This is a genomic window from Aeromonas australiensis, assembly GCF_000819725.1.
Classification (GTDB): Bacteria; Pseudomonadota; Gammaproteobacteria; order Enterobacterales; family Aeromonadaceae; genus Aeromonas; species Aeromonas australiensis.
The window spans coordinates 1-25327 of record NZ_CDDH01000063.1; the positions used below are offsets into that span (position 1 = coordinate 1).

At 59.1% G+C, this 25327-nt stretch carries 21 protein-coding genes; 9 read left to right on the forward strand and 12 right to left on the reverse strand.

Going from position 1 to position 25327, the window contains the following annotated elements; all coding sequences use genetic code 11:
- Positions 1-179 precede the first annotated feature (179 nt).
- Positions 180-515, reverse strand: a complete 336-nt coding sequence (locus tag BN1117_RS10790; RefSeq protein ID WP_040097274.1) for an endonuclease domain-containing protein — start codon at positions 513-515, stop codon at positions 180-182.
- Positions 516-1784: 1269 nt separating this feature from the next.
- Entirely contained in the window at positions 1785-2738 is a 954-nt protein-coding gene (locus BN1117_RS10800; protein WP_040097277.1) for a LysR family transcriptional regulator, read from the reverse strand.
- A 155-nt stretch (positions 2739-2893) separates the two neighbouring features.
- Between BN1117_RS10800 and aguA the strand changes: the two genes are divergently transcribed.
- Both aguA and BN1117_RS10810 read left to right on the forward strand, forming a co-directional pair.
- Positions 2894-3991 carry an agmatine deiminase gene (gene aguA / locus BN1117_RS10805; RefSeq protein WP_040097279.1) on the forward strand — a complete coding sequence of 366 codons (1098 nt, stop codon included), beginning with the start codon at positions 2894-2896 and terminating at the stop codon, positions 3989-3991.
- A gap of 281 nt (positions 3992-4272) precedes the next feature.
- Positions 4273-5976, forward strand: coding sequence for an amidase (locus BN1117_RS10810; protein ID WP_040097328.1), 1704 nt, complete (start codon positions 4273-4275; stop codon positions 5974-5976).
- An 86-nt stretch (positions 5977-6062) separates the two neighbouring features.
- Here the strand turns inward: BN1117_RS10810 and BN1117_RS10815 are convergent, their stop codons facing one another.
- The gene (locus BN1117_RS10815) at positions 6063-6575 is read right to left on the reverse strand and encodes a DUF2971 domain-containing protein (protein WP_040097281.1); all 513 of its coding nucleotides are present in this window, start codon (positions 6573-6575) and stop codon (positions 6063-6065) included.
- A gap of 69 nt (positions 6576-6644) precedes the next feature.
- A complete protein-coding gene (locus BN1117_RS19460; RefSeq protein WP_156129956.1) occupies positions 6645-7016 on the reverse strand; it encodes a hypothetical protein in 372 nt (123 codons plus the stop codon).
- A 671-nt stretch (positions 7017-7687) separates the two neighbouring features.
- Here BN1117_RS19460 and BN1117_RS10820 point away from each other — a divergent pair.
- Positions 7688-9145, forward strand: a complete 1458-nt coding sequence (locus BN1117_RS10820) for a DUF2235 domain-containing protein (RefSeq protein ID WP_040097283.1) — start codon at positions 7688-7690, stop codon at positions 9143-9145.
- A 280-nt stretch (positions 9146-9425) separates the two neighbouring features.
- Here the strand turns inward: BN1117_RS10820 and BN1117_RS10825 are convergent, their stop codons facing one another.
- Complete coding sequence (locus tag BN1117_RS10825) at positions 9426-10184, reverse strand: anion permease (protein ID WP_342027635.1); 759 nt, start codon at positions 10182-10184, stop codon at positions 9426-9428.
- Positions 10185-10748: 564 nt separating this feature from the next.
- Here BN1117_RS10825 and cphA point away from each other — a divergent pair.
- Positions 10749-11513 carry a CphA family subclass B2 metallo-beta-lactamase gene (cphA, locus tag BN1117_RS10830; RefSeq protein WP_082032590.1) on the forward strand — a complete coding sequence of 255 codons (765 nt, stop codon included), beginning with the start codon at positions 10749-10751 and terminating at the stop codon, positions 11511-11513.
- A gap of 104 nt (positions 11514-11617) precedes the next feature.
- Here the strand turns inward: cphA and BN1117_RS10835 are convergent, their stop codons facing one another.
- From BN1117_RS10835 to dusB, 3 genes are all read right to left on the reverse strand, one after another.
- Complete coding sequence (locus BN1117_RS10835) at positions 11618-13042, reverse strand: DASS family sodium-coupled anion symporter (protein WP_040097286.1); 1425 nt, start codon at positions 13040-13042, stop codon at positions 11618-11620.
- A 511-nt stretch (positions 13043-13553) separates the two neighbouring features.
- Positions 13554-13850, reverse strand: coding sequence for a DNA-binding transcriptional regulator Fis (gene fis / locus BN1117_RS10840; RefSeq protein WP_005309538.1), 297 nt, complete (start codon positions 13848-13850; stop codon positions 13554-13556).
- A 26-nt stretch (positions 13851-13876) separates the two neighbouring features.
- The gene (dusB, locus tag BN1117_RS10845) at positions 13877-14842 is read right to left on the reverse strand and encodes a tRNA dihydrouridine synthase DusB (protein ID WP_040097287.1); all 966 of its coding nucleotides are present in this window, start codon (positions 14840-14842) and stop codon (positions 13877-13879) included.
- A 292-nt stretch (positions 14843-15134) separates the two neighbouring features.
- On the opposite strand from dusB, the gene BN1117_RS10850 reads away from it, so the two are divergent.
- The 4 genes from BN1117_RS10850 (at position 15135) to BN1117_RS10865 (ending at position 19984) form a co-directional block, all read left to right on the forward strand.
- Positions 15135-16556 carry a TolC family protein gene (locus tag BN1117_RS10850; RefSeq protein ID WP_040097289.1) on the forward strand — a complete coding sequence of 474 codons (1422 nt, stop codon included), beginning with the start codon at positions 15135-15137 and terminating at the stop codon, positions 16554-16556.
- 73 nt (positions 16557-16629) lie between these two features.
- Positions 16630-17634: an HlyD family secretion protein gene (locus BN1117_RS10855; protein WP_082032591.1), complete on the forward strand. Its 1005-nt coding sequence runs from the start codon at positions 16630-16632 to the stop codon at positions 17632-17634.
- Positions 17634-18788: an ABC transporter permease gene (locus BN1117_RS10860; protein WP_040097291.1), complete on the forward strand. Its 1155-nt coding sequence runs from the start codon at positions 17634-17636 to the stop codon at positions 18786-18788. Before BN1117_RS10855 ends, BN1117_RS10860 begins: the two co-directional genes overlap by 1 nt.
- Complete coding sequence (locus BN1117_RS10865) at positions 18788-19984, forward strand: ABC transporter permease (protein WP_040097292.1); 1197 nt, start codon at positions 18788-18790, stop codon at positions 19982-19984. Before BN1117_RS10860 ends, BN1117_RS10865 begins: the two co-directional genes overlap by 1 nt.
- A gap of 110 nt (positions 19985-20094) precedes the next feature.
- On the opposite strand, the gene BN1117_RS10870 is transcribed toward BN1117_RS10865, so the two are convergent.
- The 3 genes from BN1117_RS10870 to BN1117_RS10880 all read right to left on the reverse strand — a co-directional run bounded on the left by BN1117_RS10870 (position 20095) and on the right by BN1117_RS10880 (position 22488).
- A complete protein-coding gene (locus BN1117_RS10870) occupies positions 20095-20730 on the reverse strand; it encodes an SDR family oxidoreductase (RefSeq protein ID WP_040097294.1) in 636 nt (211 codons plus the stop codon).
- Positions 20731-20863: 133 nt separating this feature from the next.
- Positions 20864-21718, reverse strand: coding sequence for a DnaA ATPase domain-containing protein (locus tag BN1117_RS10875; protein WP_040097296.1), 855 nt, complete (start codon positions 21716-21718; stop codon positions 20864-20866).
- Between the two features lie 71 nt (positions 21719-21789).
- On the reverse strand, positions 21790-22488 hold the full coding sequence (locus BN1117_RS10880) for a DnaT-like ssDNA-binding domain-containing protein (protein ID WP_040097298.1): 699 nt from the start codon (positions 22486-22488) through the stop codon (positions 21790-21792).
- A 242-nt stretch (positions 22489-22730) separates the two neighbouring features.
- On the opposite strand from BN1117_RS10880, the gene BN1117_RS10885 reads away from it, so the two are divergent.
- Complete coding sequence (locus BN1117_RS10885; RefSeq protein ID WP_040097302.1) at positions 22731-23702, forward strand: response regulator; 972 nt, start codon at positions 22731-22733, stop codon at positions 23700-23702.
- A gap of 73 nt (positions 23703-23775) precedes the next feature.
- On the opposite strand, the gene BN1117_RS10890 is transcribed toward BN1117_RS10885, so the two are convergent.
- Positions 23776-25173: a peptide MFS transporter gene (locus tag BN1117_RS10890; protein ID WP_040097304.1), complete on the reverse strand. Its 1398-nt coding sequence runs from the start codon at positions 25171-25173 to the stop codon at positions 23776-23778.
- Between the last annotated feature and the right edge of the window lie 154 nt (positions 25174-25327).

The window sequence follows — 25327 nt, forward strand, 5'->3', positions numbered from 1 at the left end:
CCTTCTCCCCTTGCGGGAGATATGTTTGTTTCCGGGGATGCCACACGCCGCCGGGTTGTTTGCTCCCTTCTCCCCTTGCGGGAGCCATGGTTGTTTCCGGGGATGCCACACGCCGCCGGGTTGTTTGCTCCCTTCTCCCCTTGCGGGAGAAGGGTTGGGGATGAGGGGGAGGGCTCTGCTCAGCGCAATGAGAGCCAAATATGGGCCAGTACGACCTCCATCCGACTCAGCACATCGTTATTCCACACTCGTATCACCCGAAATCCCTGCTGATTGAGATAGGCCGTTCGAGCCTTGTCATGCATCTGATTCGTTTGTATTCCATGTTGCGAACCATCCACTTCGATGATCAATCCCTGTTCAAGACAGATGAAATCCACCACATAGGGGCCGATAGGCATTTGGCGGCGAAATTTCACTCCCGCCAGACGGCGATTGCGCAGCTGTTGCCACAGTTTTTGCTCTGCCAGCGTGGCATCACGTCTCAGCCGCTTGGCAAAGCGGTTGCTCTCCATAACGCGCTCCAGTTCTGTTTGGCCCTATAGATATAGCCAGCTTCCCCGGTGTTTACCGGCTGAATATTGCGTCCCGAGCCCTCTCCCAGAGGGAGAGGGGACAGATCGAGGTGCAGTCGGGATGGGGCTGATCAGCACTGTGTTTATTGCCTTATTCGAGCTGGTGAGGCTGGATTGGGTGATAGCAGAGGGCGATAACTTTTCGAATCTATTGGGAATCAGCCAGACTGGCTGGCTGGCTGGCTGGCTGGCTGGCTGGCTGGCTGGCTGTCTGCGATGCTGCAAGTTGCAGCGTAACGGTTCCCTTCTCCCCTTGCGGGAGAAGGGCTGGGGATGAGCAGGAGCTAGGAGCGTCCCTCACCCCAACCCTCTCCCAAAGGGAGAGGGGGCAGATCGAGGTGCAGTCGGGATGGGGCTGATCAGCATTGTGCTTATGGCCGTATTCAAGCTGGGGAAGCTCGATTGGGTGATAGCAGATGGCGATAACTTTCCAAATCTATTGGGAATCAGTTTGGCTGGCTGAATGGTTGTCCGCGATGCTGCAAGTTGCAGCGTAACGGCTCCCTTCTCCCCTTGCGGGAGAAGGGCTGGGGATGAGGGGGAGCTAGGATCGTCCCTCACCCTAACCCTCTCCCAGAGGGAGAGGGGACAGATCGAGGTGCTGTTGATCTTTGGTTGACCACAATGGGCCATAGCTGGATTTTGGTAATGACAAGCTGACAAGCTGACAAGCTGACAAGCTGACAAGCTGATGGGCATTGCCCTGCTAGTTGGTTACCCGCGATGCTGCAAGTTGCAGCGTAACGGCTCCCTTCTCCCCTTGCGGGAGAAGGGCTGGGGATGAGGGGGAGCAGGAGTTAGGAGCGTCCCTCACCCTAACCCTCTCCCAAAGGGAGAGGGAACAGATCGAGGTGCAGTCGGGATTGGGCTGATCAGCCTGTGTTTATTGCCTTATTCGAGCTGGGGAAGCTGGATTGGGTGATAGCAGATGGCGATAACTTTCCAAATCTATTGGGAGTCTGGCTGACTGGTTGTCCGCGATGCTGCAAGTTGTAGCGTAACGGCTCCCTTCTCCCCTTGTGGGAGAAGGGCTGGGGATGAGGGGGAGGGAGCAGCCCTCACCCTAACCCTCTCCCAAAGGGAGAGGGAACTGATCGAGGTTCGGTTTGGGCATCGGGGTCGGTCAACAAGCTCCTTCACGCAATCCTTGAGCCACACCTGCGCTGGTTATTGCATATGCGCCGATGGGGTATGCCAGACGCCGCCCCCTTACTTCGGGCTTACCAACTCTTTCATCAAATCTTTCAGCCATACCAGCGCCGGTTGCTGCGCGTGCACGGGATGCCAGACGCAGTTGAGGTGATAATCCGGCACGTCTTCGGGCAGCGGCAGGCTTTTCAGCGGCCAGTGGCTGGCGAGCAGCTCGGCCACCATGCTGGGCAGCACCAGCAGGTGATCGCTCTGGCTGACGATGGCAGCGGCGGACATATAACTCTGGCTGTTGACCGAGATGGTGCGGCTAAAGCCCTGACTCTTCAGATAGCGGTCTAGGCTCGCCTCCGAGGTGCCCAGCGGCGAGTGGAACACATGGGGCATCTCGATCAGTTGCGACAAGCTGATGCGTTCGGGCTGCCGCGTCGGGTCATCCCCACTCTCAGCGAGCGCTGGGGCGGTCATCGGCAGATCGGCGCGCACCAGTCCGGCCAGCGGCTCGGTGAGCCAGGTCTCCTTGCCCAGATACCCCGGCACCTGCATGTACTCGTCAAAGCCCAGCACCAGATCGATCTCGCCACTTGCCAGCTCCGCCTCCGGCAGGGTGTCGCGCAGGATGCGGATCTCGATGGTGACCCCCGGCGCCAGCCCTCTGAGCCGCTGAATAAGCGGCGGGATCAGCACGCACTCCACGTAATCTGTGGTGCAGAGCACGAAGCGCCGCTTCGACTGGCTCGGCTCGAACTCTTCTTCCTCGGTGAGCTGCTGCTCCAGCAGCCGCAGCGCCTGCTGCACCCCGAGATGCAACCGCTGGGCGCGCGGGGTCGGCAGCATCCCCTGCGGGGTGCGCACCAGCAGCGGGTCGCCGAGAAAGGTGCGCAGCCGGTTAAGGGAGTGGCTCATGGCGGGCTGGCTGATAAAGAGCGCTTCGGCGGCGCGGGTGACGCTGCCCTGCGTCATCAGGGCGTCAAACGCGAGCAGCAGATTGAGGTCGAGCTGGTGCAGTTTCATGGGGGGATTATTCGCAGTGTTTATGGGACAATCCATCCTATTCATTTGATGGATGGGGGCGCAACGTCTTAATCTGCGACCCACTCTTATTTTTCCGGGTTCCCGCGCCGCATCGGGCGTAAACGGGGGCCTCAATCCATGCAAGGAGCCTTGCGATGAGCATCAAGACCATTAACTCCACGCCAGCCACAGACGGCTTCACCATGCCCGCCGAGTGGGCGCACCAGCAGGCCGTCTGGATGATCTGGCCGTTTCGTCCGGACAACTGGCGCGTAGCCGGTCGCTTCGCGCAAGAGACCTTCGCCAAGGTGGCCGATGCCATCGGTGGCGCCACGCCGGTCTTTATGGGGGTACCGGCCCAGTTTATGGAGCAGGCCCGCGCCATCATGCCCGCCCACGTTACTCTGGTTGAAATGAACAGCGATGACTGCTGGGCCCGCGATACCGGCCCGACCATCGTTACCAACGCTGCCGGCGAGTGCCGTGGGGTGGATTGGGGCTTCAACGCCTGGGGCGGCCACAAGGGCGGTCTCTACTACCCGTGGGATCAGGATGAAGAGGTTGCTGCCCAGATGCTGGCCCAGCACGGCATGGCTCGTTACGACGCGCCGCTCATTCTGGAAGGGGGCTCCATCCACGTCGATGGCGAAGGTACCTGCCTGACCACCGCCGAGTGCCTGCTCAACGAAAACCGCAACCCGCACCTGACCAAAGAGCAGATCGAAGCTCACCTGCGCGACTATCTGGGCGTCACCAGCTTTATCTGGCTGGACGAAGGCGTCTACATGGATGAAACCGACGGCCACATCGACAACATGTGCTGCTTCGTGCGTCCGGGTGAAGTGGCCCTGCACTGGACTGACGATCAGAACGATCCCCAGTACACCCGCTCCGTGGCCGCCCTCAAGGTGCTGGAAGCGGCAGTCGATGCCAAGGGTCGCAAGCTGAAAGTGTGGAAGCTGCCCCAGCCGGGCCCGCTGTTCTGCACTGAAGAGGAGTCTGCCGGTGTCGAGAGCGGCAGCGGTGTGCCGCGCGAGGCAGAAGGCCGTCTGGCCGGTTCCTATGTGAACTTCCTCATCACCAACGATCGCATCGTCTACCCGCTGCTGGATGCCGCCACCGATGGCGAAGCCCAGCGCATTCTGGAAGAGATCTTCCCGGATCACACAGTGGTCGGCGTGCCGGCTCGCGAGATCCTGCTGGGCGGTGGCAATATTCACTGCATTACCCAGCAGATCCCTTCCGGCAAATAAGAACCGGATGACGATCCTGCTGCGAAGCCGTGATCAAGGCTCATGTGCTGCTCGCTTATGTGGAACAAACGGCTCATGTATTCACATACACTCCGGTTCCTGCGCTGCTCTTCACCTTGCTGACGGCCTCTCGCGACGGGTCGTAAACCGGTTCCAGTGAGTATTCAAAACCCCACGCCGTGGGGTTTTATCCCTTAATAGTGTGATGGTCGCAGGCGCTGATGCGGCGATCATCATGACAAACAGTCACCCTTTTACAGGAGATCCAAATGATCGCCAAAATGGTAGATGTCACCGAGGTTTCCATTGCCGAGCTGCGTGCCGCGCTCGAAGCAGGCCGCACCACAGCGGTCGAACTGGTCAAGGCCTATCTGGCCCGTATCGAGGCCTACAACGGCCCCGAGACTGCCACCAAACTCAACGCCGTGGTGGTCGCCAATCCCGATGCGCTGAAAGAGGCGCAAGATTCCGATGCCCGCCGCGCCCGTGGCGAGACCCTGGGGCCGCTCGACGGCATCCCCTACACCGCCAAAGACAGCTATCTGGTCAAGGGGCTGACTGCCGCCTCCGGCAGCCCAGCCTTCAAGGATCTGGTGGCCCAGCGCGATGCCTTTACCGTTGAGCGCCTGCGCGCTGCCGGTGCCATCTGCCTTGGCAAAACCAATATGCCGCCGATGGCCAATGGCGGCATGCAGCGCGGCGTCTATGGCCGTGCCGAGAGCCCCTACAATGCCGACTACCTGACCGCGCCGTTTGCCTCCGGCTCCTCCAACGGCGCCGGTACCGCCACCGCCGCCAGCTTCTCCGCCTTTGGTCTGGCGGAAGAGACCTGGTCGAGCGGCCGTGGCCCGGCTTCCAACAACGGTCTGTGTGCCTACACCCCGTCCCGTGGCGTCATCTCGGTGCGCGGCAACTGGCCGCTGACCCCGACCATGGATGTAGTGGTGCCCTATGCCCGCACCATGAACGACCTGCTGGAAGTGCTCGACGTAGTGGTGGCCGACGATGCCGATACCCGTGGCGATCTGTGGCGCATGCAACCCTGGGTACAGCTGCCCAAGGCTTCCGAGGTGCGTCCGGCTTCCTATCTGGAACTGGCGGCCAAGGCCGATGCCCTCAAGGGCAAGCGCCTCGGCGTGCCGCGCATGTTTATCAACAAGGATGAACTGGCCGGCACCAGCGAAAACCCCGGTATCGGCGGCCCGACCGGTCAGCGCATCCATACCCGCGAGACCGTGATTGCGCTCTGGGAAGATGCGCGCAAGGCGCTGGAAGCCGCGGGCGCAGAAGTTATCGAAGTGGACTTCCCGCTGGTCTCCAACTGCGAAGGTGACCGACCCGGCGCGCCGACCGTGTTCAATCGCGGCATCGTGAGTCCGGAGTTTCTCAACGACGAACTGTGGGAGCTCTCCGGCTGGGCGTTCGACGACTTCCTGCGCGCCAACGGCGATCCCAAACTTAATAAGCTTGAGGACGTCGATGGGCCGAAGATCTTCCCCCACGATCCGGGCACATTGCCGAACCGCGAGGGCGATCTGGCGGCGGGCATGGACGAGTACGTCAATATGGCCAAGCGCGGCCTGAAATCCTGGGACGAGATCGCCACAGTGCCGGACGGCCTGCGCGCTCTGGAAAAGACCCGCAAGCTGGACTTGGAAGAGTGGATGGACGGGCTCAAGCTCGACGCCGTGCTGTTCCCCACTGTCGCGGACGTCGCTCCGGCTGATGCGGATGTGAATCCGGCCTCCGCCGATATCGCCTGGAGCAACGGCATCTGGGTTGCCAACGGCAACCTCGCCATTCGCCACCTCGGCGTGCCGACCGTCACCGTCCCCATGGGCGTGATGGCCGATATCGGTATGCCGGTGGGGCTGACCTTCGCCGGTCGCGCCTATGACGACAACAACCTGCTGCGCTTCGCCTCGGCCTTCGAGTCCACCGGCAGCAAGCGTATGGTGCCGCCACGCACGCCGCCGTTGATTTGATTTGTATTGTGAGTTAAATATCTCGGAGTCATTCTGAGAGAATAAAAAAACCACCCGCCATGGCGGGTGGTTTTTATTTAAATGTGTTATTGGTTCGGCATTTCCATCTTATGTTCACCAAAAATTTCCACGCCTGAATATGCTACCTTGGGTAAGTGGACGCTCCACTCGCAATTTTCGTTGTAAGGTTGCTTAATCAGGTCTGCATTTTTGTTTGTTAATACCATTTCATAGTACTTTATACTTGGTTGTCGACCTTCGAGCATTTTTATAATTGTATGCCTTATTTCAGCTGGGCATCGGAGGCCAAACGTGATTTCCTCTAACATTAGGGGAGAGTCTTGAAGACCAATGTTACTTATTAGTCTGTATTCTTTTTCATATTTCCACGTTCTGCTTTTCTTTAAGAGGATTTCATTTTCTATGATGGTTTGTTCATCTTTATCATTTTTAACAAATGCATTGTAAAGTGATGATGTTTTTATCACGCCATGCTTGCCATATATCACAGGCTTGATATCAGGAATAGGCTTTCTATTATTGCTATATCCAATACAGATACCTTTATGTTCATCACCATAATGGCTCCACATTAGCATATTTTTCTCATCTTTCGAAAAACAGAAAACACCTCTACTGTAATGTCCCCTTAATTCTGAAAGTATATTTTAAGTTAATATTCCAGTTTCAGCATTCTCCGGTGTACAGGTATACTCTGGATCGGTTGAGTTATAACTCATTCTATTTAAGTCATCTATCACTATAGATTTTGCCATTTCTTCTAGTAAGGGTTTTATTTTTGCTTCAATGTCTTTACCTCTAATGTTATTTTCTGCATTCTTAAGTGTTCTAGGAAACTTTAGCCTAGCATATATCTTTCTTAGCTCTTCAATTGAAGAGTTATTCTCAATGGAGAACATTTTGCAGTCAAGTGGGTCATTAAAGGTTGCGGGTGAAGCATAAAATATTTTATCCCAACAAAGAGACTCTATTAGGTTAGTATTCATTGCCCTGTATTTGTAGAAAATTTCTTTCTTCATCACCGTGCCTGCACGTTTTAGTGAGTAATTTCATGCATCATAATATGATTTCATATTTGTTTTCTAATCTATTGTCGGGATAGATTGAGCATTGTTTAGGGCCGTAGGTTCGAATAGCGAAGCGTATTCGGACGATCGCGAAAGTAAGGGCGTTGAGGTGACGCTGATGTTCAGGGTTTCCTGCTTCTCTTGCTATCAGGCTATTCGCGGTAAACGGACGATTACGCTACGCTAATCGACCCTACATGATGGGGCTTATTGTTACCTCCCCTATCCCCAGCCCTTCTCCCCTTGTTTGTGATCAAGAGTGGGAGAAGGGAGCAAATAGGCTCCGCTGGTTGTGTGTTGGCTCTGTGGTTCGGGTGAATATGAGTAGCGTGGAATTGGCACAGGCCATCCCCTCTCCCTCGGGAGAGGGCTAGGGTGAGGGGTCGCCATCTGTGTTGTAGGTTCGCGGATAAATCTGGGGCACCCACCTTTGTTACTGGCGCGGGAAATGGAGTGCCGCGCTCACCGCTTCACAGTCTCTTTCTGTTAACCGTTTTGTGTCATGCCACACATCTACGTTCGAAACTCGGGTCTATTTTTAGGGTCGTACTGCGGGGTGAGGCTGTGGTGAGGCGCACTGCGGCGTCATATTGGATGTGGGGTTGCCATACAAGGAGCTTGTGATGGCTAAAAAATTGGTTGTGTGCTGCGATGGCACCTGGAACAGTGAGAATAACAAGGATGATGGCGTGTTGGCGCCAACCAATGTATTCAAACTTTTCAATGCGTTGATCTGTGATCAGCATCAACTGACCCGCTACCAGAGCGGGGTCGGGAGTGGGGGGCTGGTCGACAAGGTGATGGGAGGCGCTGTCGGTTTTGGCCTTAGCGAAGATATCCGTGATTGCTACCAATGGCTGGCCACCCATTATAAGGAAGGGGATGAGATCTTCTTGTTCGGCTTCAGCCGGGGTGCTTTTACCGCGCGCAGTCTCGGGGGCATGATAGGGCAATGCGGGATTGTCCAATTTGGTGCCGATGAGAGGATGAGCGAGCTGGTTGCGCGGATCTACGACCAGGGTTATCGCAAAAAGCAGCCCCTGACCGATTTGACCTTTTATCCCGGCTCGCAAGCGATTCGCTTTATTGGGGTGTGGGATACGGTCGGGGCGCTGGGTATTCCCGATGACAAAGGGTTACTGAACCTGCTCGATCGCCCCGATCGCTACCGGTTTCACGACCTTAAGCTGGGCCTGCATATCCAGACGGCGCGCCATGCCGTTGCCATTGACGAGAAGCGGGGGAGCTTTACCCCCACCTTGTGGGAGTCTGACCCCGGGCGGGATATAGTGCAGCGCTGGTTTGTCGGGGTGCATAGTGATGTGGGGGGCGGTTACAAGGAGCGGGGACTCTCCGACATTACCCTGGCATGGATGATGGAGGAGGCGGCACTGTGTGGCTTGGCCTTCAGGGAGGGCGTCGATGCACAGCTTCGCCCCGATCCTGTCGGGCTGCTGCATGACTCGCACATCGGTCTGATGAAGCTGTTGTTGAGCTCGCCGCGCAGTCTGCCGCAACTCGATTCAGCCGAGATCCATCCATCAGTGGCGATACGGCGCAAGCTCTCCCCCATTAACCAGCTTCCTTACCTGGTGACACGGGCGTGGCCAGATGCGGGGCCGCTCACCCTCGATATTTATGCGCGTCACCCCTGGTATTGGACGGGGATCTACCTGGAGGCGGGTCGCCGCTATCGCTTCAAGGCGCAGGGGGAGTGGCTGGACTCGCATGTTCCAGCTGGCCCCGAGGGGGTGCGATATAAGGCGCTGGCACATCTTCTGGGCGATGCCCTTGGCAAGATCGAGCGTTTTTACGGCAACCTGACCCGTAATAACCAGGCCAATATCCCCGCGACCAAGCGCGTGGAAGGGGCACAGTGGTTTGCCCTGATCGGGGTGATTGCCGATGGTGGAAATCCGAAACCGGACGGCACGCCAGTACCACACAGCCGTTTTATCATCGGCAAAGAGACGACCTGGACACCGAGCAAGAGTGGCTACCTCTATTGCTTTGCCAATGATGCCTGGGGTTTTTACGGGAACAATCGCGGCTTTGTGACCCTGACCGTCAGTCGAGAGTGAGCATTCGTCAGATCACGGGAGGTCTGGGACATCCATCTTTGCCTTCATGTTGTCTCCCCGCCTTTTTGACCTGAATCCGGGACAATCATTCGCATCCTCGATTCGGGTGTGTGGTTCAACTGTGCCTGTGCCTGTGCCTCTGTTGGGTGAGGGGCATGGTAGACGCTGGATAGTGGATGATGGAAAGTACAGGTCACGAAAAGAGCGCGAAGTACAAAGTAATCCCCGGCCGGGGCCGGGGATCTCTGCACAGGATCTGTCGTCATGGCTGCCTTTGGCGTTAGATCAGCCACTGCCACCAGGTGAGGCCGATGCTCATCACCACGGCAAAGCCCACGATGGCGATCACCAGACCGATGCGCATCCACTCCGCGCTGGTGTGATAGCCCATCCCCATCAGCAGCGGGATGCGGGCGTGGGAGTAGGTGGCGAGGTTGCAGCCGACGTTGGTGATGGCGGCGATGCTGAAGATAACCAGCTCGGCAGGTACACCGACCGCCAACAGGGCTCCGGCAATCACCGGCGCCAGCGCCACCACCTTGGCGGTGGCCGAGGCGAAGGCGTAGGAGGTAAAGAGGTAGAGCCCCATCACCACCAGCAGCATGGGAATGGTGCCGAGCCCGCCGAGGGTGCTGTGCATAAAGACGGAGAGTTCATCCCCCAGCCAGCCGGTAAAGCCGACCCGTTTCAGGTTGTCGGCCATCCCCATCAGCACGCTGAACCAGATCAGGGTATCGAAGGCGGCGCTGTTGCCCTTCACATCGTTCCAGTTCAGCACGCCGAGCAGCAGCAGGGCGGCCAGACCGAGAAAGGCGACCGTGGTGGCATCCAGCCCCAGATTGCTGCCGCCAACCCAGAGCACCACCAGACCGACAAAGACCGCGAGCAGGCTCTTCTCATGGCGGGAGAGGGGGCCCATTTTGGCCAGCTCCTCGCGGGCGAAGCGGGGGGCATCTGGCGTGTTGCGGGTCTCGGGGCGGATCACCAGATAGAGCACCAGCGGCATGAGCAGCAACAGGCCGATGGCGGGCGGCAGCAGATAGGGCCGTAGGTTCGAATAGCGAAGCGTATTCGGACGATCGCGAACAGGTCGTGGCCGATAAGCAGGTGATACTCAGAGTTTCCTGTTGGCCTTGCCATGACTCGATGCTCGGCGGTATGTGGACGATTACGCTACGCTAATCGACCCTACATGATGGGGCTTATTGTTACCTCCCCTCATCCCCAGCCCTTCTCCCCTTGTTTGTGATCAAGAGTGGGAGAAGGGAGCAAATAGGCTCCGCTGGTTGTGTGTTGGCTCTGTGGTGCGGGTGAATATGCGTGGCTTGGAATTGGCACGGGCCGTCCCCTCTCCCTCGGGAGAGGGCTAGGGTGAGGGGCTGCTATCTGTGTTGCAGGTTCGAATAGCGAAGCGTATTCGGACGTTCGCGAACAGGAGGTCGCTGCTGATTGCTCCGGACTTCCCCCTTACTTCCCCCAGACTTCACTTTCTCTTCACACAACCTCATTTTCCCCTCACAAATCCCCCGTATCTTCTGCCCACTGCTTAAAAGGCCCGGCTTGCCACAGGGGTGGCGAGGGGCGGTTGGTTCGAGGGAGCAAGATGATGAAAGGTTGGATAAAGTTCACATTGGCCGGGGCCGTGGTGCTGATGGCGAGTTTCTGGGGCGGCAGCGTGCGGGCGGCGGGGATCTCCCTTAAGCAGGTGAGCGGCCCGGTGTATGTGGTGGAGGACAACTACTACGTCAAAGAGAACTCCATGGTCTATTTCGGGGCTAAGGGAGTGACGGTGGTGGGGGCGACCTGGACGCCGGATACTGCCCGCGAGCTGCACAAGCTGATCAAACGGGTCAGCAGCAAGCCGGTGCTGGAGGTGATCAACACCAACTACCACACCGACCGGGCGGGTGGTAATGCCTACTGGAAGTCCATCGGGGCCAAGGTGGTGGCGACGCGCCAGACCCGGGATCTGATGAAGAGCGACTGGGCCGAGATTGTCGCCTTTACCCGCAAGGGGCTGCCGGAGTACCCGGATCTGCCGCTGGTGCTGCCCAACGTGGTGCACGATGGTGACTTCACCCTGCAAGAGGGCAAGGTGCGCGCCTTCTATGCGGGCCCGGCCCATACGCCGGACGGCATCTTTGTCTACTTCCCTGACGAGCAGGTGCTTTATGGCAACTGCATCCTCAAGGAGAAGCTGGGCAACCTGAGCTTTGCCAATGTGAAGGCCTATCCGCAGACCATCGAGCGGCTCAAAGCGATGAAGCTGCCGATCAAGACGGTGATTGGCGGGCACGACTCGCCGCTGCACGGCCCCGAGCTGATTGATCACTACGAGGCGCTGATCAAGGCGGTGCCGCAGAGCTGACCCGCGCTGTTTTTAACAATGCCGCCGCTTGCGGCAAGCGCAGCGCCGGTATGGAACGCTGCACACCCTCTATGCAAAAGGGCCCGTTATGGGCCCTTTTGTTATCAGATCAGCCACTGCCACCAGGTGAGGCCGATGCTCATCACCACGGCAAAGCCCACGATGGCGATCACCAGACCGATGCGCATCCACTCCGCGCTGGTGTGATAGCCCATCCCCATCAGCAGCGGGATGCGGGCGTGGGAGTAGGTGGCGAGGTTGCAGCCGACGTTGGTGATGGCGGCGATGCTGAAGATAACCAGCTCGGCAGGTACGCCGACCGCCAGCAGGGCTCCGGCAATCACCGGCGCCAGCGCGACCACCTTGGCGGTGGCCGAGGCGAAGGCGTAGGAGGTAAAGAGGTAGAGCCCCATCACCACCAGCAGCATGGGAATGGTGCCGAGCCCGCCGAGGGTGCTGTGCATAAAGACGGAGAGTTCATCCCCCAGCCAGCCGGTAAAGCCGACCCGCTTCAGGTTGTCGGCCATCCCCATCAGCACGCTGAACCAGATCAGGGTATCGAAGGCGGCGCTGTTGCCCTTCACATCGTTCCAGTTCAGCACGCCGAGCAGCAGCAGGGCGGCCAGACCGAGAAAGGCAACCGTGGTGGCATCCAGCCCCAGATTGCTGCCGCCAACCCAGAGCACCACCAGACCGACAAAGACCCCGAGCAGGCTCTTTTCATGGCGGGAGAGGGGGCCCATTTTGGCCAGCTCCTCGCGGGCGAAACGGGGGGCATCCGGGGTATCTCGGGTCTCGGGCTTTATCACCAGATAGAGCACTAATGGAATGAGCAATAGCAGACCGATGGCGGGCGGCAGCAGATAGAGCGCCCACTCGCGAAAGCCGATCGTCAACCCGGCGACGCTGGCGGCAATGCCGACCAGCGCCAGATTGCCGGCAAAGCCGGTGCTGAAGGCGACCGCCGAGGCGTCGTTCATGGCGCTGACGCTGGAGAGCAGGAACTGCCCCAGCTTGCGGTCATCCTTGTTGATGGTCTTGGCCAGCGAGTCGGCAATGGGGGCGACGATGGCGGCGCGAGCCGTGTTGCTCGGAGTGGCGGGGGCCAGAATAAAGTCGGCAACCGCCAGACAGTAGGCGGAGCGCAGGGTGGACTGGCCAAAGCGGCTGAGCAGCAGCAGGGCGATCCGCTTGCCAAGGCCGGTCTTGGCAAAGGCGCTGGCGATCATGAAGGCGATGACGATAAGCCAGATCAGCGGGTGGTTGAAGTCGACCAGCGCCCCTTCGATGGCCGCCTTGGGGGTCGCTTCGCCGCCGGCATGGAGCACGGCGTAGAGCCCGAGGGAGAGGATGGCGATATAGCCAGTCGGGGCTATGTTGGTGACGATGACCAGAATGGTGGCGATAAACAGAATGGCGGTATGGTAGGCCGCTGGAGCGAGTCCGCTCGGCGCTGGCAGCTGCCAGCAGAGGGTGGCCAGCAGCACAATCACGAGTGCGGCGAGCTGGGGCAGTGTGAGTTTTTTCATAAGTTCCCTATCCGGAATGAGTGGGGTAGGAGCGATTTAGGGCGCATCGCTCCTACTATAAAAGGGGTAATAGTGGATGCCAAATGCATCAATTACACCAAGTGGGCATTAGATTAATTGCGACTTTTTTTCCTTTGCGGGTTCAGGTTGACGAAGAGGAGGGGGAGGAGGTCAGGTTGTGCTCTTAGGGGCCCAAAGATTAAGGCTGTTCAGGATAACTGTTCACTGGCAGGTGGGTGATGTAGACACCTCGGCAGATATGGGGTAATGCCTTTTCTCGATGCAGGCTCGGGCAACGGCGGGTAGCCATTCCTGAGGGCAACTCCCCGATTGTCTGGCCATCTTACGTAATGACCATAGTCGCTGATGCAACCCTTCCCCGCGATTGAACACGGGTCTTCGCGCGCTCTGTGCCAGGGGCAGGCGTGGGTTTAAATATTGGTTCAAAACTAAAAAAGCACCTCCATGAAAATGGAGGTGCTTTTATTTTCAATAGCTTAGTGGTTATGGCTTAGTTCATGCCGTAACGCTTGAGCTTCTTGCGCAGGGTGCCACGGTTGATACCCATCATCACGGCGGCGCGAGTCTGGTTACCACGGGTGTACTGCATGATCACGTCCAGCATCGGCGCTTCGACTTCGGAGAGAACCATATCGTACAGATCAATCACTTCCTGACCGTTCAACTGGGCCAGGTAGTTACGCAGGGCCTGTTGCACAGAGTCACGCAGGGGGCGCTGGGTTGGCTCGGCAGCGTGATTGTGAGTAGTTGTTACCAATGCATCAGAAGTCAGGGTTTGTTCGAACATATTCGGTCGGCTCTTTAGTTATCTTGTTAACCTAATCCATCGAAATACGCTTCGAGTGCCTCAAGTTGCGCGTCTGCGCAATCCAGGGCATTGAAGTGCTTACGGAATTCTCGGCCCGTCTCTTCTTCATCCAGATACCAGCCCACGTGTTTACGGGCTATGCGCGCTCCCAGAAATGCACCATAAAACCGGTGCAGGTTGGTTACATGCTCGTTCATCAGGGTGCGAACCTCATCCCTCTCGGGAGGCGGCAGCTTGGTGCCCGTCTCAAGAAAATGACGGATTTCCCGGAAAATCCAGGGTCGTCCTTGCGCAGCTCGGCCGATCATCACGGCATCGACACCGGTATAGTCGAGGACATACCGGGCCTTCTCCGGGCTGTCTATGTCGCCATTGGCGACAACAGGAATCGATACGGCCTGCTTAATCGCCTTAATCGTGTCGTACTCCGCTTCGCCCTTGTAGAGGCAGGCACGGGTACGACCATGCACGGCGAGGGCCGCGATACCGCAATCTTCGGCGATTCGGGCGATCTCCACGCCATTGCGGTTATCTGGATCCCATCCTGTGCGGATCTTCAAGGTGACAGGCACCTCCACGGCATCCACCACGGCCCGGCAAATTGCTTTGACCTGATCGGGGGCACGCAGCAGGGCAGAACCTGCCAACTTCTTATTCACTTTTTTTGCCGGACATCCCATGTTGATGTCGACGATCTGTGCGCCCTGCTCCACGTTGTAGCGGGCAGCAAACGCCATCATCTCGGGGTCGGCTCCGGCAATCTGGACCGATCGCAATCCGCCTTCTGCAGAGTGATCCATCCTCATCCGGGTTTTCTGGGTATCCCAGACATCCGGGTTGGCCAGCAGCATCTCGGAAACGGCCATGCCAGCCCCCAAGCGCAAACAAAGTTCACGAAATGGTCGGTCAGTTACACCGGCCATGGGGGCCACAATCAAGGGAGTTTCAAGCGTGTGGGGACCTATCTGCATTCCACGGTTACCATCGGCTTAGGGCGGCGTATATTACGCATTTTTTAGGCAGGAGAAAAGGTTAGTATTTGAGCGTCAGCCATTTTTTTCTGAAAAAAACGTCGCGCCAAGGCTTGCAAATTCTGGAGTTGTTGAAAAACGGCCAGATTGCCGGGGGCGGAGCGCTGTACCATTCGGGTCGGACGGCTGCATAATTGTCAGTCCACTTGCTGGCCCGCTTTGCGTTATGATGGCGGGCTTAAGTCGAGCAAATGCTCCAAACATTTATGCAACAAAAGCGGATTGGGGATCTATGACGTCAAGGTTCATTACATCACTCTGGCCGTGTCTGCTGGGGGCTGTGCTGGGGTCGGCGCAGGCGCAGACCGTCAGCTTCAGCGAAGCCTGGACCCGGGTCATTCAGCAGGATGAAGGGTTGGCTGCCGAGCAGGCCGGGGTGGAGCGGGCCAAGCAGCTGCGGGAGGCCGCCAAGGCCATGTATCTGCCCAAGATAGATGTGGGGGCCAGTTATACCCACCTCGATCAGCCGATGGAGCTGGACATGATGGATCTCAACCCCATTGCCAGCCATCCGGAGATGATCACGGCGTTGCAGGGCATACTGGGCCAATTGCCAATACCTCTCCCTCATCTATCAGCCAATGACTTTGTTACCCCCCTGACCAAACAAAATGTGGTGACCAGTTCGGTCAAGATGCTCTGGCCGCTCTTTACCGGTGGTCGCATCGACGCGGCGCAGGATATCCGTCAGGCGCAGGTGAGCGAGGCGCAGCAGCTGCTGGTGCTCAAGCAGCAAGCCACCTTCGAGAGCTTCTCCCAGACCTATTTCGGCGTGGTGCTGGCCGCTCAGGTGGTGCAGACCAAACAGGAGATCGAAGAGGGACTGGCCCACCATCTGGATCACGCCAAGAAGCTGGAAGCCCAGGGGCAGATCGCCAGGGTGGAGCGTCTCTCCGCCCAGTCAGCCTATGACAGAGCGCGCATCGATACCCAGAAGGCGCGCCGCAGCCTCGAGATCGCCGAGCTGGCCCTCGGCCGTATGCTGAAGCTGCCGGATGCCCAGCCGGGCAATGGTCTGTTCGTCAACAAGGAGCTACCGCGTCTTGAGGGATTGGTAAGCCAGACCCTGGAAGTGCACCCCGGCCTCAAGTTGTTAAACGCCAAGAAGGAGCAGGCCAAGGGGCTGATCCGGGTCGAACAGGGCAAATATGCCCCCGAGGTATTCCTGTTCGGTAATTACAACCTCTATGAAGATGATTCGATCGCTTCCAAGACCACGCCGGACTGGCTGGTGGGGGTGGGGGTCAGCATGCCGTTGGTGAGCCGTGACGGTCGCTCCGAGACGGTGCAGGCGGCCAAGAGCGCCGAACTTCAGGTCAATCTGCTGCAGGCCAAGACCCGTCAGGATCTGGAGCTGCTGGTAGAGAAGACTTGGCGCGAAGCGGCGCAGGGGCTTGAAGAGTATCAATCCCTCTCCTCCACCCAGGCGCTGGCCGAGGAGAACGTGCTGCTGCGTGACAAAGCCTTCGGCCAGGGGCTCTCGACCTCCCTTGATGTAGTGGATGCCCGCAACCAGCTGGCGGGGGTCAAGACTCAGCGTGCGGCGGCGGCCTATCAATATGTGGTGTCGCTGGCCCGCTTGCTGGCCCTCTCCGGCCAGATGAACAGTTTCAATCAATATCAGCATGGTCAGGTGATCGAGGTGAGCTCATGATGCCGGCCCTGTCTGTTCCTTTTTTCATGTCTGTTTCGACCGCCAAGGGTCGCCCGTTTGTCGAGGTGAAGTGATGAGCCATCCCCCCATCAAAAAGAAGATGAGCCAGGGTAAACCGCTGTTGTTGCCGCTGGCGCTGGTGATCCTGGTGGTCTGGCTCGGCTGGCGCTTCTGGCTCGCCTACCAGCCGGAGCCGGTCCGTTTGCAAGGGCAGATCGAAGCGCAGCAGTACTCGGTCTCCTCCAAGGTGCCGGGGCGCATCGACGAGGTGCTGGTGAAAAAGGGTGATCAGCTGACCAAGGATCAACTGGTCTTTACCCTGGCGAGCCCCGAGATTGAGGCCAAGCTGAGCCAGGCCAAGGCCGGTGAAGCGGCCGCGGGCGCACTGGCGCAGGAGGCGGAGAAGGGGGCGCGAGCCCAGCAGATCGCCGCTGCCAAGGATCAGTGGCAAAAAGCCAAAGCCGCCGCCCAACTGCGCGGCAAGACCTATGAGCGGGTCGCCAGCCTGCACCGGGATGGCGTGATGCCGCTGCAAAAGCGCGACGAGGCCTGGACCGCCTGGCAAGCCGCTCGCTACAGCGAAGGAATGGCGTGGCAGCAGTACCAGATGGCACTTGAAGGGGCGCGGGAAGAGACCAAGATCGCCGCTCGCGAGAAGGCCAAGATGGCGGCGGGTTCGGTGGCCGAGGTAGAGGCCTATCTGGCCGACACTCGCATCGTTAGCCCTCACTCCGGCGAGGTAAGCCAGGTATTGCTGCGCAGCGGCGAGCTGGCGCCACAAGGCTTCCCTGTGGTGACCCTGCTCGATATGAGCGATGCCTGGGCCCAGTTCCATATCCGCGAGGATCTGCTGCCCCGCTTCCCCCTTGGTGCCGAGTTTGATGCCCGCATCCCGGGCCTTGGCGATCAGATGGTGCGCTTCAAGGTGACTCATGTGGCCGTGATGGGTGATTTCGCCACCTGGCGTGCCACCGATACCCGCCAGGGCTTCGATATGAAGAGCTTCCAGGTGGAGGCTCGCCCGCTGCAACCGGTTGAGGGGCTGCGGGTTGGCATGAGTGTGCTGGTTGAACTCTGATGGGACGTGAATTTCGGCTGCTATGGCAGGACCCGTTCAGCCGCGCCCTGATGAGCTGGGTACCGCTGCTGCTGATGGGGATCCTCTGCTGGACCTTCTCGGCAGGGCTGGCCCGCGATCTCAAGGTGGGGCTGGTGGATCTCGATAACAGCATGCTGTCGCGCCAGCTCGCCTTCTCGCTGGATGGCTCGGCCGGGCTCAAGGTGGCGCAACAGTTTGACTCCATCGATGCCGGTGCCCGAGCCCTGCGCGGTGGCGATATCTATGCGCTGGTGGTGATCCCCAACCATCTGGAGCGGGATGCCCGTCAGGGCACCCAGCCGCAGGTGACGGTGTTCAACAACGGCCAGTTCATCCTGATCGCCAAGCTGGTTAACTCAGCGCTGGCGCAGGTGGTAGGCACTCTTAACGGTCAGGTGGGCGTGCTGGAGGCGATGGCTGACGGCAAGGCATTGCCCGGTGCGATTGGACAGTCAGTGCCCATCAGCAGTCAGGTCACTGCGCTCTACAACCTCAACTCCAGCTACGCCCAGTTTCTGCTGAGCGCCATTCTGCCCGCGGTGTGGCAGATCCTGGTGGTGCTGTTCGGCCTCAATGCGCTGGCCCGTACCGATCGGCTGGGACTGGACTGGACCACTCGCGGGGTCTGGTTTGGCCTCTGGCGCACCCTGCTGCCCCACATGCTGATTGGCTGGGGCTGGGGGATAGTCTGGACGCAGCTGCTGTTCAAGGGCTTCTCCTACCCCATGCACGGCAGCTGGCTGGTGCTGGTGGTGGGCCTGGGGCTGGCCTCGGCTGCCTGCGTCACCATGGGGGCCTTCTTTTACGGCATTATCCGGGATCCGGCGCGCGCCCTGTCGTTGGCAGGGGCTTACACTGCGCCCGGTTTTGCCTTTATGGGAGTCACCTTTCCGGTGAGTGCCATGGGGGATTTCGCCCGCTTCTGGCGCAGCCTGTTGCCGGTCTCTCACTATGTGGAGCTACAGATTGGTCAGAGCAACTACGGTCTGCCCCTCGCATCGGCGCTGCCGCAACTGGGGGCGCTGCTGCTGTTCCTGCTCCCCCTGCTGCTGGTGGTACGTCGTTACAAGCAGCAGGCCGAGCTGGCCCGTCAATCAGCCGCAGTGGCGAGCGCCGAAAAGGAGCCTGAGTGATGCTGGGATTTGTCGATCTGTTGCGCCTAGAGCTGCGCACCCTGCTGGCGGATCGCGCCATCATGCTGACCCTGTTTGGCGGGGTGATCTTCTACTCGTTTCTCTATCCCCAGCCCTATCTGCATCAGCTGCCGCGGGAAGAGGCGGTGGTGGTGGTCAACGACGATGGCAGTCAGCTGTCGCGTCAGCTGGAGTTTATGGCCGATGCCACGCCGCAGGTAAAGCTGGTGGCGCGAGCCAATTCGCTGGCCGAGGCGCGTCAGTTGATGATGGCCGGGGAGGCGAGCGGCATCCTGCATATCCCCAACCACTTCTATCGGGATCTGATGCTGGGCAAGAGCGTCACCCTGAGCTATGCCGGTGATGCCTCCTACTTTCTGGTCTACGGTACCATTGCCGAGGGATTGGCGCAGGCTGGCGGCACTCTCGCCGCCCAGGTGAAGGTGGCGCGGCTGTTGAGCCACGGCGAGGCGCTGCCACAAGCGGCCATGGGCTGGAATGCGGTGGCCCTCAACGTGGTGCCGGTGTTCAACCCCACCATGGGCTATGTGAATTACGTGGTGCCGGCGGTGTTCGTGCTGATCCTCCATCAGGTGTTGCTGATGGGTGCGGGGATCCTGGGGGCGACCCAGAACCAGCGCAGCTGCCGCGGCGAGCATGGTTACTGGCAAAGCGCGCCTGTGTTGCCGCTGCTGCTGGCCAGAACCCTGGTGCTGGCGGGGTTGTTCCTGCTGCCGGTGAGCTACTTCCTCGGCTTCTGCTTCGATCACTACAACATCGCTCGCCATGCTGACCCACTGGAGTTGTGGCTGTTCGCCCTGCCGTTCCTGCTGGCGACCTGCTGGTTCGGGATTGTGCTGGGGGCGATCTTTACCCGGCGGGATCTGCCGACTCAGGTAGTGCTCATCTCTTCTCTGCCGCTGGTCTTTCTGGCGGGCTTTATCTGGCCGCTCGAGCTGATCCCGGCGCCTCTCAACTGGCTGGCTCAGTGGGTGCCCACTATCCCCGGTATCGAGGGTTTTCTGCGCCTCAACCAGATGGGGGCTGACTTCGCGCAGGTTGCCCGCTACTGGTGGCAGCTATGGGGACTGGCGCTGCTCTACGGCGTGCTGGCTTGCCTGTTGCTGCGTTGGCGGCAGCAGTCACTGCCGGTGGCCAGTCAGCCGGTCGTACAGAGTGAGACGACTGCCGGTTAAGCGGGATAGGGCAAGCGCCCGTGAGATAGCGTGTGCGGTAAAGCGAAAACGGTCAGCCCTTGGGCTGACCGTTTTGGTATGTGGTGGGTATGAGCGATTTTACTGCTGCTTTAGCCGCGCTGGAGCGTGGGATCCCCGATGGCGTAGATCTGCCCCACTGCCGTCTCATCCGCCAGCAGGCGCAGCCCTTGGGCGGCCACATCGGCGCGGCGTACCAGTCCGTGTACCTCCTTGCCCTGACTCAGCTCGGCGCGGCCGGTGGCGTCGCCATCCTGAAGGCCCGCCGGGCGCAGAATGGTCCATGCGAGGGCGCTGGTCTGCAGCCAGCTCTCCGCCAGACTCTTGAGACGCACTTCATGACCGAAGGCGGTGCGGGCCCGCTGCGGCAAATATTGCCAGCTGTCGCCACAGCCGAGGGAGGTGACCAGCAGCAGCCGTTTCAGGCCAGCCTGCTCCATGGCATCGATTACATGGCGGTTGCCCTGATAGTCCACCGGCGCGGCTTGACGGAAGCTGCCGAGGGTAGAGACGACCTGTGCATCTAGCCCCGCCTGAACACATGCTTGTTGCACCGCCGCTTGATCCAGCGCATCCCCCTCGATCACCTCAACTCCCAGTGTACCCAGTTCCGTGGCCATCTCGGGGCTGCGCACCAGCGCAACGACCCGGTGACCCTGGCTCAGGGCGTGGTGAGTAAAGGCGCGGCCCAGCCCGCGGCTGGCTCCGAAAATCAGTGTGGTTGGCATAGCTGAGCTCCCTTGGCAAAAGGGGCTAGCCTAGTGGCTTGTTCGCTTGCTGTAAATGAGAGTTGTTTCTATTTGTGAGCTGGCAGGGAGGAGAGAGTGCGAGCCGCCAGCGACTCGCACTCTTTGAGAGGGATCAACCGTTGTAGTTGCCGATGCTGGGGCGACGGCTGGGACCACTCAGGTGGATATCCACCGGATTGAACGCCTTGATCGCCTCATAGCTGAAATCACCGATCGCCTGATGCAGGCTCTGGGGTGTGTGGTTGGTGATAATGATGACGCTCTTTGACAGGTTGCGACGACGGCGCAGCAAGTGGCCGAGGAAGCTGGACTGGCTCTCCGCCATTTTGGCGCGGTTGGCCGATACCTCATCGATGATCAGCAGATCCACCTCTTCCAGCGCGCGGCGGTACTGGTTGCGCTCATCCTGATCGGGGATCACGTTGAAGAACAGGCGATCGACGATGGAGGCCCACTGCTGGAAGATCACCGACTTCTGGTGACGGGCGATCAGCTCGTGCGCCACCGCACCTGCCAGGGTCGACTTGCCGGTACCGTAGTCGCCGTAGATCAGCATGCAGCCGCCACCGCTCTTCTCCCAGTGCTCGAAGCCGCTGATAAAGTAACGGGCGGTTTCGATGGGGTATTGCAGCGCCGGGTCTGTGGCATCCATCTTGTCAAATACCCAGTCAGGGTTGAGGTCGGCCTGGGCGATCAGCTTCTGGATCCGCTCCTGACGGGCTGCCTTCTGCAGCTCGCGCACCTCGGCGTTGGCCTTGGCGTCGTACTCCTTGCGCAGGGTCTCGTAGTCATACTGGCCGCCACCGGTCTCTTGCTGCAGGCGACGAATGCGCTCCAGCAGACCACCTACGTGGCGGCTCAATTCCGGGTCGTGAACACGGGTGTCTTGCTTGGCCTTGGCGATCTTCTGGCGCTTGGCTTCGATCTCTTCCAGCTCCTGGCGCAGGGGATCTTGCGGGTCAGTCATGGAGTGCTCCTTCTGCTCGATCAGGGATGGGTAGACAAGGGGTTGATTCTGCCTGCAGGCGGGGGCCGCTATCAATCATTATCCGGCTCCCGCTGCGCTGCGGGCTCTTGCGTCTGCTGTTGGGCCAGCCGCTTGGCCTCTTCAATCATCTGTTGGGCCCGTTTGCTGGGGCCCGACTCTGCCGGGGCCGGCGTCACCTGCTGGTAGCCCTGCACCTCCATCGGCTTACGACGGGTATAGCGGCGGGTCTTGAGGGCGCGAATAAACTTGAGCATCCATTGATGCTGGGAGTCGAACACCTCGGGGCGCCCCAGCCAGTAGGCGATAAACTCCCCCAGATCCTCTTCGCTGTAGCTGGCATCGATCACCCCGCACAGACGGGCGAGGGCGGGCAGCTCTTCGTCCGGGCGCCACTGCAGATGCATCTGGAAGGGGCGCTCCGGCAGCGGGCTGCGCTGTTTCTGGGTGAGCAGCGGCAACTGAAACGGGCACTGATGGTAGTGCTCACTGTCGGGCTGAACCTCGACCTGCAGCAGGCCCGCCTCCATCAGCTCATCAAACAGCTCGGTGAGCTGGCGGGCATTGACCTGAAACGAGAAGCCGCTGGGATCGCCCGGATCGACCACCGCCAGCGCCCGACCCAGCTCGGGATAGTTGAGTTGAGCTGCGTGGTTCTCCAGCACCAGTCGGCGCAACTGCAGGGTATAGAGACTGCGTGCCGGATGGGACAATCTGGGGTGGGCAAGGGCGCTGTATTCGGCTGGGGTCATGGTCTTCTTCACGGGCTGGAGTGGGGGCCATTATCTCCTATGGCAGGGGCTTGCACAATTCGCGTGGAGGTGGCGACATGGTGGGGAGAGGGGGGGGGGCAGCTATGTGGTTGTTAATAGAGCAATCTGTATTTCAGAATCTGACCAAGGTCTATTTTTGACACATCGTTGCCGCTGATATCGCACTTTTGAGCTAGTCTTAATACCTAAATAACCAATTGACTCATAAGAGCTTTATCAAGATGTTAAGAGCCGGGCTACGGATCCTGATGGTGGAGGACGAAGCTGTTTTTCGCCACTCGTTAGTGAGTTACCTCGCACGGGACGGGGCAACGGTGTTTCAGGCCGAAGATGGCATTGAGGGGCTATCGGCGGCGGCCCTCTACCATCCCGATGTGGTGCTGTGCGATCTCAATATGCCCAATATGGATGGCCACGAGGTGATCGCCTGCCTCTCTACGCGCTATCCCCATATTCCGGTTATCGTCATTTCGGCCCAGAGCACCATGGAGGCGGTCGCCAGCGCCTTGCGGGCCGGTGCGCGGGATTATCTGCTCAAACCCCTCGAGGATTACGCGCAGGTCGAGCGCAGCATCGAACAGTGTCTCAACGGCAGCGGCAACCGGGCGCAGCAGCTGGAGTTGATGGCGCACATCGACTATCTCAGTGCCCACGACAGGGCGGCCAGCCGTCTGTTGGCAGGGTTAAAGCCACCTGGCTTGCAGGAGTGGGGCCCCTGGCAGGTCACCTTCAAGGGGTTGGGGCAGCTGTTTATTCCCGATACCTTCAAGGTGGAGGACAAGCTGCTGGTATTGGTGATGGAGCTGCCGATCATGGGGACGGATGCGGCGTTTTGTGGCGCACTGGTGCGATCCTTGATGAACGTCCCCTACCGCCAGTTTCAGCGGCATGAGAGCCGCCTGCTGAGCCAGCCACACAGGTTGCTCGACTACCTCAACCATCAGCTGATCGAGTCCGGGCTGCGCCACTCCTTTGCCATGGCGGCGCTGCTGTTTGATCAGCACGATGGGTTGGTGTTTGCCAATGCCGGCCTTACCTCTCCCCACTGGTTGATGCGATCCGGCGGCCTGCCCCTTGGCCTGATGCGCAGCAGCCACTATGCGCTGCACAAACGCAGCTGGCATGAACCGTTTGCCCTGCAGTTTCGCAGCGACAGCGGCGGCTCACTGGATGTGCAGGTGCGACATCACTGATCTCGCCTGATCAACAGGCCAAAACAAACAAGGCGCCGATAGGCGCCCTGTTTGTTTTTACAATCCTGACCGTTTAGGCGGTGGCGGACTGCAGTTTCTGCTCTTGAACTTGTGGCTCTTTGGCCGGACCTTCGGCACCGTGCATCCAGTAAACCAGGCGGTTGGCCATGGCCAGCAGGATCAGGGCACTCAGTACCGCCGCCAGGGCGATACCGCCAAAGATGGCGATCGGGCCTGCTTCCCCAACGATAGAGCCGATAAAGCCGGCAGCATAGTTGGCGATGGCGATAAAGCCCATCCAGGCACCCATCATCAAGGAGGCCAGACGCAGCGGGGCCAGCTTGGTCACCATGGAGAGACCGATCGGGGAGAGGCAGAGCTCGCCCAGGGTGTGGAACAGGTAAGCACCTACCAGCCAGAACATGGAGGTCTTGACGGTCTGGTCACCACCTTGCTGCAGCACTGCGCCGACCATGAACAGGAAGCCAACAGCCAGGAACAGCAGGCCCATGGCAAATTTTACCGGGGAGTTCGGCTCTTTCTTGCCGAGTTTGATCCAGATAGCGGCGACGATCGGGGCCAGGGTGATAATGAAAAAGGGGTTGAGGGACTGGAACCAGGCGGTCGGCACTTCGAAGCTGCCGATCATCCGGTCGGTATACTCCTGAGTGTAGATATTCATCAGACCACCGGCCTGCTCGAAACCGGCCCAGAAGATGATGGTGAACAGACCCAGTACCAGAATGACCTTGATGCGATCCACTTCCTGCTTGGTCAACGGTGCTTTCTGCTCCTGCGTACGCAGGGCGGCAGCACGCTGGGCGGCGGTGACGCGACCGATATCACCCAGGAAACGTTGGGCCATGGTGGCCTGGATCACCAGAGAGAGCAGCATGCCGATACCGGCGCTAACGAAGGCTGCTTGCCAGCCGTAGGCAGTAGCGGCAGCACCACAGATTACGCCGGCCAGCAGGGAACCCAGGTTGATGCCCATGTAGAAGATGGTGAAGGCACCATCACGGCGGTGATCGCCCTCTTTATAGAGATCACCCACCATGGTGGAGATGTTCGGTTTGAACAGGCCGTTACCCACGATCAGCAGTGCGAGGCCGGCGTAGAACATGGTGATGACCATATCCGGGAACATGGTATGGGGCAGCGCCAGAGTGAATTGGCCTGCGGCCATCAGCACGGCACCGATCAGGATGGCGCGACGTTGACCCAAGAAGGTGTCAGCCAGCCAACCGCCGATCAGCGGAGTGATATAAACCAGACCGGTATAGATACCGTAAAGCTTGAGGGCGTCTGCCTGACTCCAGCCCAGACCGCCGTTGGCTGTCAGGTCGGTCAGATAGAGCACCAGCACGGCACGCATGCCGTAATAGGAGAATCTCTCCCACAGTTCGGTACTAAAGAGCAAAAAAAGCCCTTTAGGGTGACCTAAAAAGGTCCCTTTTGACGGGTTATTCATTGGAACTTCCACCTGTGTCTTATATTTTTTTGAGTTTTTTATGCAAGGGCGAGAAACACGCCTTAATCCTTATAGAGCATGCGTTAATAAATTACAACATTATGATTTGCTGAGGATTTATTTATCGGTGATTGATTTTTTGTTGCAAAAATGA

Bases quoted from the DNA above. Each gene is read 5' to 3' on its own strand.
- BN1117_RS10850 (WP_040097289.1), top strand. From the start codon at position 15,135: ATGACGTCAAGGTTCATTACATCACTCTGGCCGTGTCTGCTGGGGGCT.
- BN1117_RS10865 (WP_040097292.1), top strand. From the start codon at position 18,788: ATGCTGGGATTTGTCGATCTGTTGCGCCTAGAGCTGCGCACCCTGCTG.
- BN1117_RS10860 (WP_040097291.1), top strand. From the start codon at position 17,634: ATGGGACGTGAATTTCGGCTGCTATGGCAGGACCCGTTCAGCCGCGCC.
- BN1117_RS10820 (WP_040097283.1), top strand. From the start codon at position 7,688: ATGGCTAAAAAATTGGTTGTGTGCTGCGATGGCACCTGGAACAGTGAG.
- BN1117_RS19460 (WP_156129956.1), bottom strand. From the start codon at position 7,016: ATGAAGAAAGAAATTTTCTACAAATACAGGGCAATGAATACTAACCTA.
- BN1117_RS10855 (WP_082032591.1), top strand. From the start codon at position 16,630: ATGAGCCATCCCCCCATCAAAAAGAAGATGAGCCAGGGTAAACCGCTG.
- BN1117_RS10890 (WP_040097304.1), bottom strand. From the start codon at position 25,173: ATGAATAACCCGTCAAAAGGGACCTTTTTAGGTCACCCTAAAGGGCTT.
- BN1117_RS10800 (WP_040097277.1), bottom strand. From the start codon at position 2,738: ATGAAACTGCACCAGCTCGACCTCAATCTGCTGCTCGCGTTTGACGCC.
- BN1117_RS10885 (WP_040097302.1), top strand. From the start codon at position 22,731: ATGTTAAGAGCCGGGCTACGGATCCTGATGGTGGAGGACGAAGCTGTT.
- BN1117_RS10815 (WP_040097281.1), bottom strand. From the start codon at position 6,575: ATGCTAATGTGGAGCCATTATGGTGATGAACATAAAGGTATCTGTATT.
- BN1117_RS10790 (WP_040097274.1), bottom strand. From the start codon at position 515: ATGGAGAGCAACCGCTTTGCCAAGCGGCTGAGACGTGATGCCACGCTG.
- BN1117_RS10880 (WP_040097298.1), bottom strand. From the start codon at position 22,488: ATGACCCCAGCCGAATACAGCGCCCTTGCCCACCCCAGATTGTCCCAT.
- BN1117_RS10810 (WP_040097328.1), top strand. From the start codon at position 4,273: ATGGTAGATGTCACCGAGGTTTCCATTGCCGAGCTGCGTGCCGCGCTC.
- aguA (WP_040097279.1), top strand. From the start codon at position 2,894: ATGAGCATCAAGACCATTAACTCCACGCCAGCCACAGACGGCTTCACC.
- BN1117_RS10875 (WP_040097296.1), bottom strand. From the start codon at position 21,718: ATGACTGACCCGCAAGATCCCCTGCGCCAGGAGCTGGAAGAGATCGAA.
- BN1117_RS10870 (WP_040097294.1), bottom strand. From the start codon at position 20,730: ATGCCAACCACACTGATTTTCGGAGCCAGCCGCGGGCTGGGCCGCGCC.
- cphA (WP_082032590.1), top strand. From the start codon at position 10,749: ATGATGAAAGGTTGGATAAAGTTCACATTGGCCGGGGCCGTGGTGCTG.
- BN1117_RS10835 (WP_040097286.1), bottom strand. From the start codon at position 13,042: ATGAAAAAACTCACACTGCCCCAGCTCGCCGCACTCGTGATTGTGCTG.
- dusB (WP_040097287.1), bottom strand. From the start codon at position 14,842: ATGCAGATAGGTCCCCACACGCTTGAAACTCCCTTGATTGTGGCCCCC.
- fis (WP_005309538.1), bottom strand. From the start codon at position 13,850: ATGTTCGAACAAACCCTGACTTCTGATGCATTGGTAACAACTACTCAC.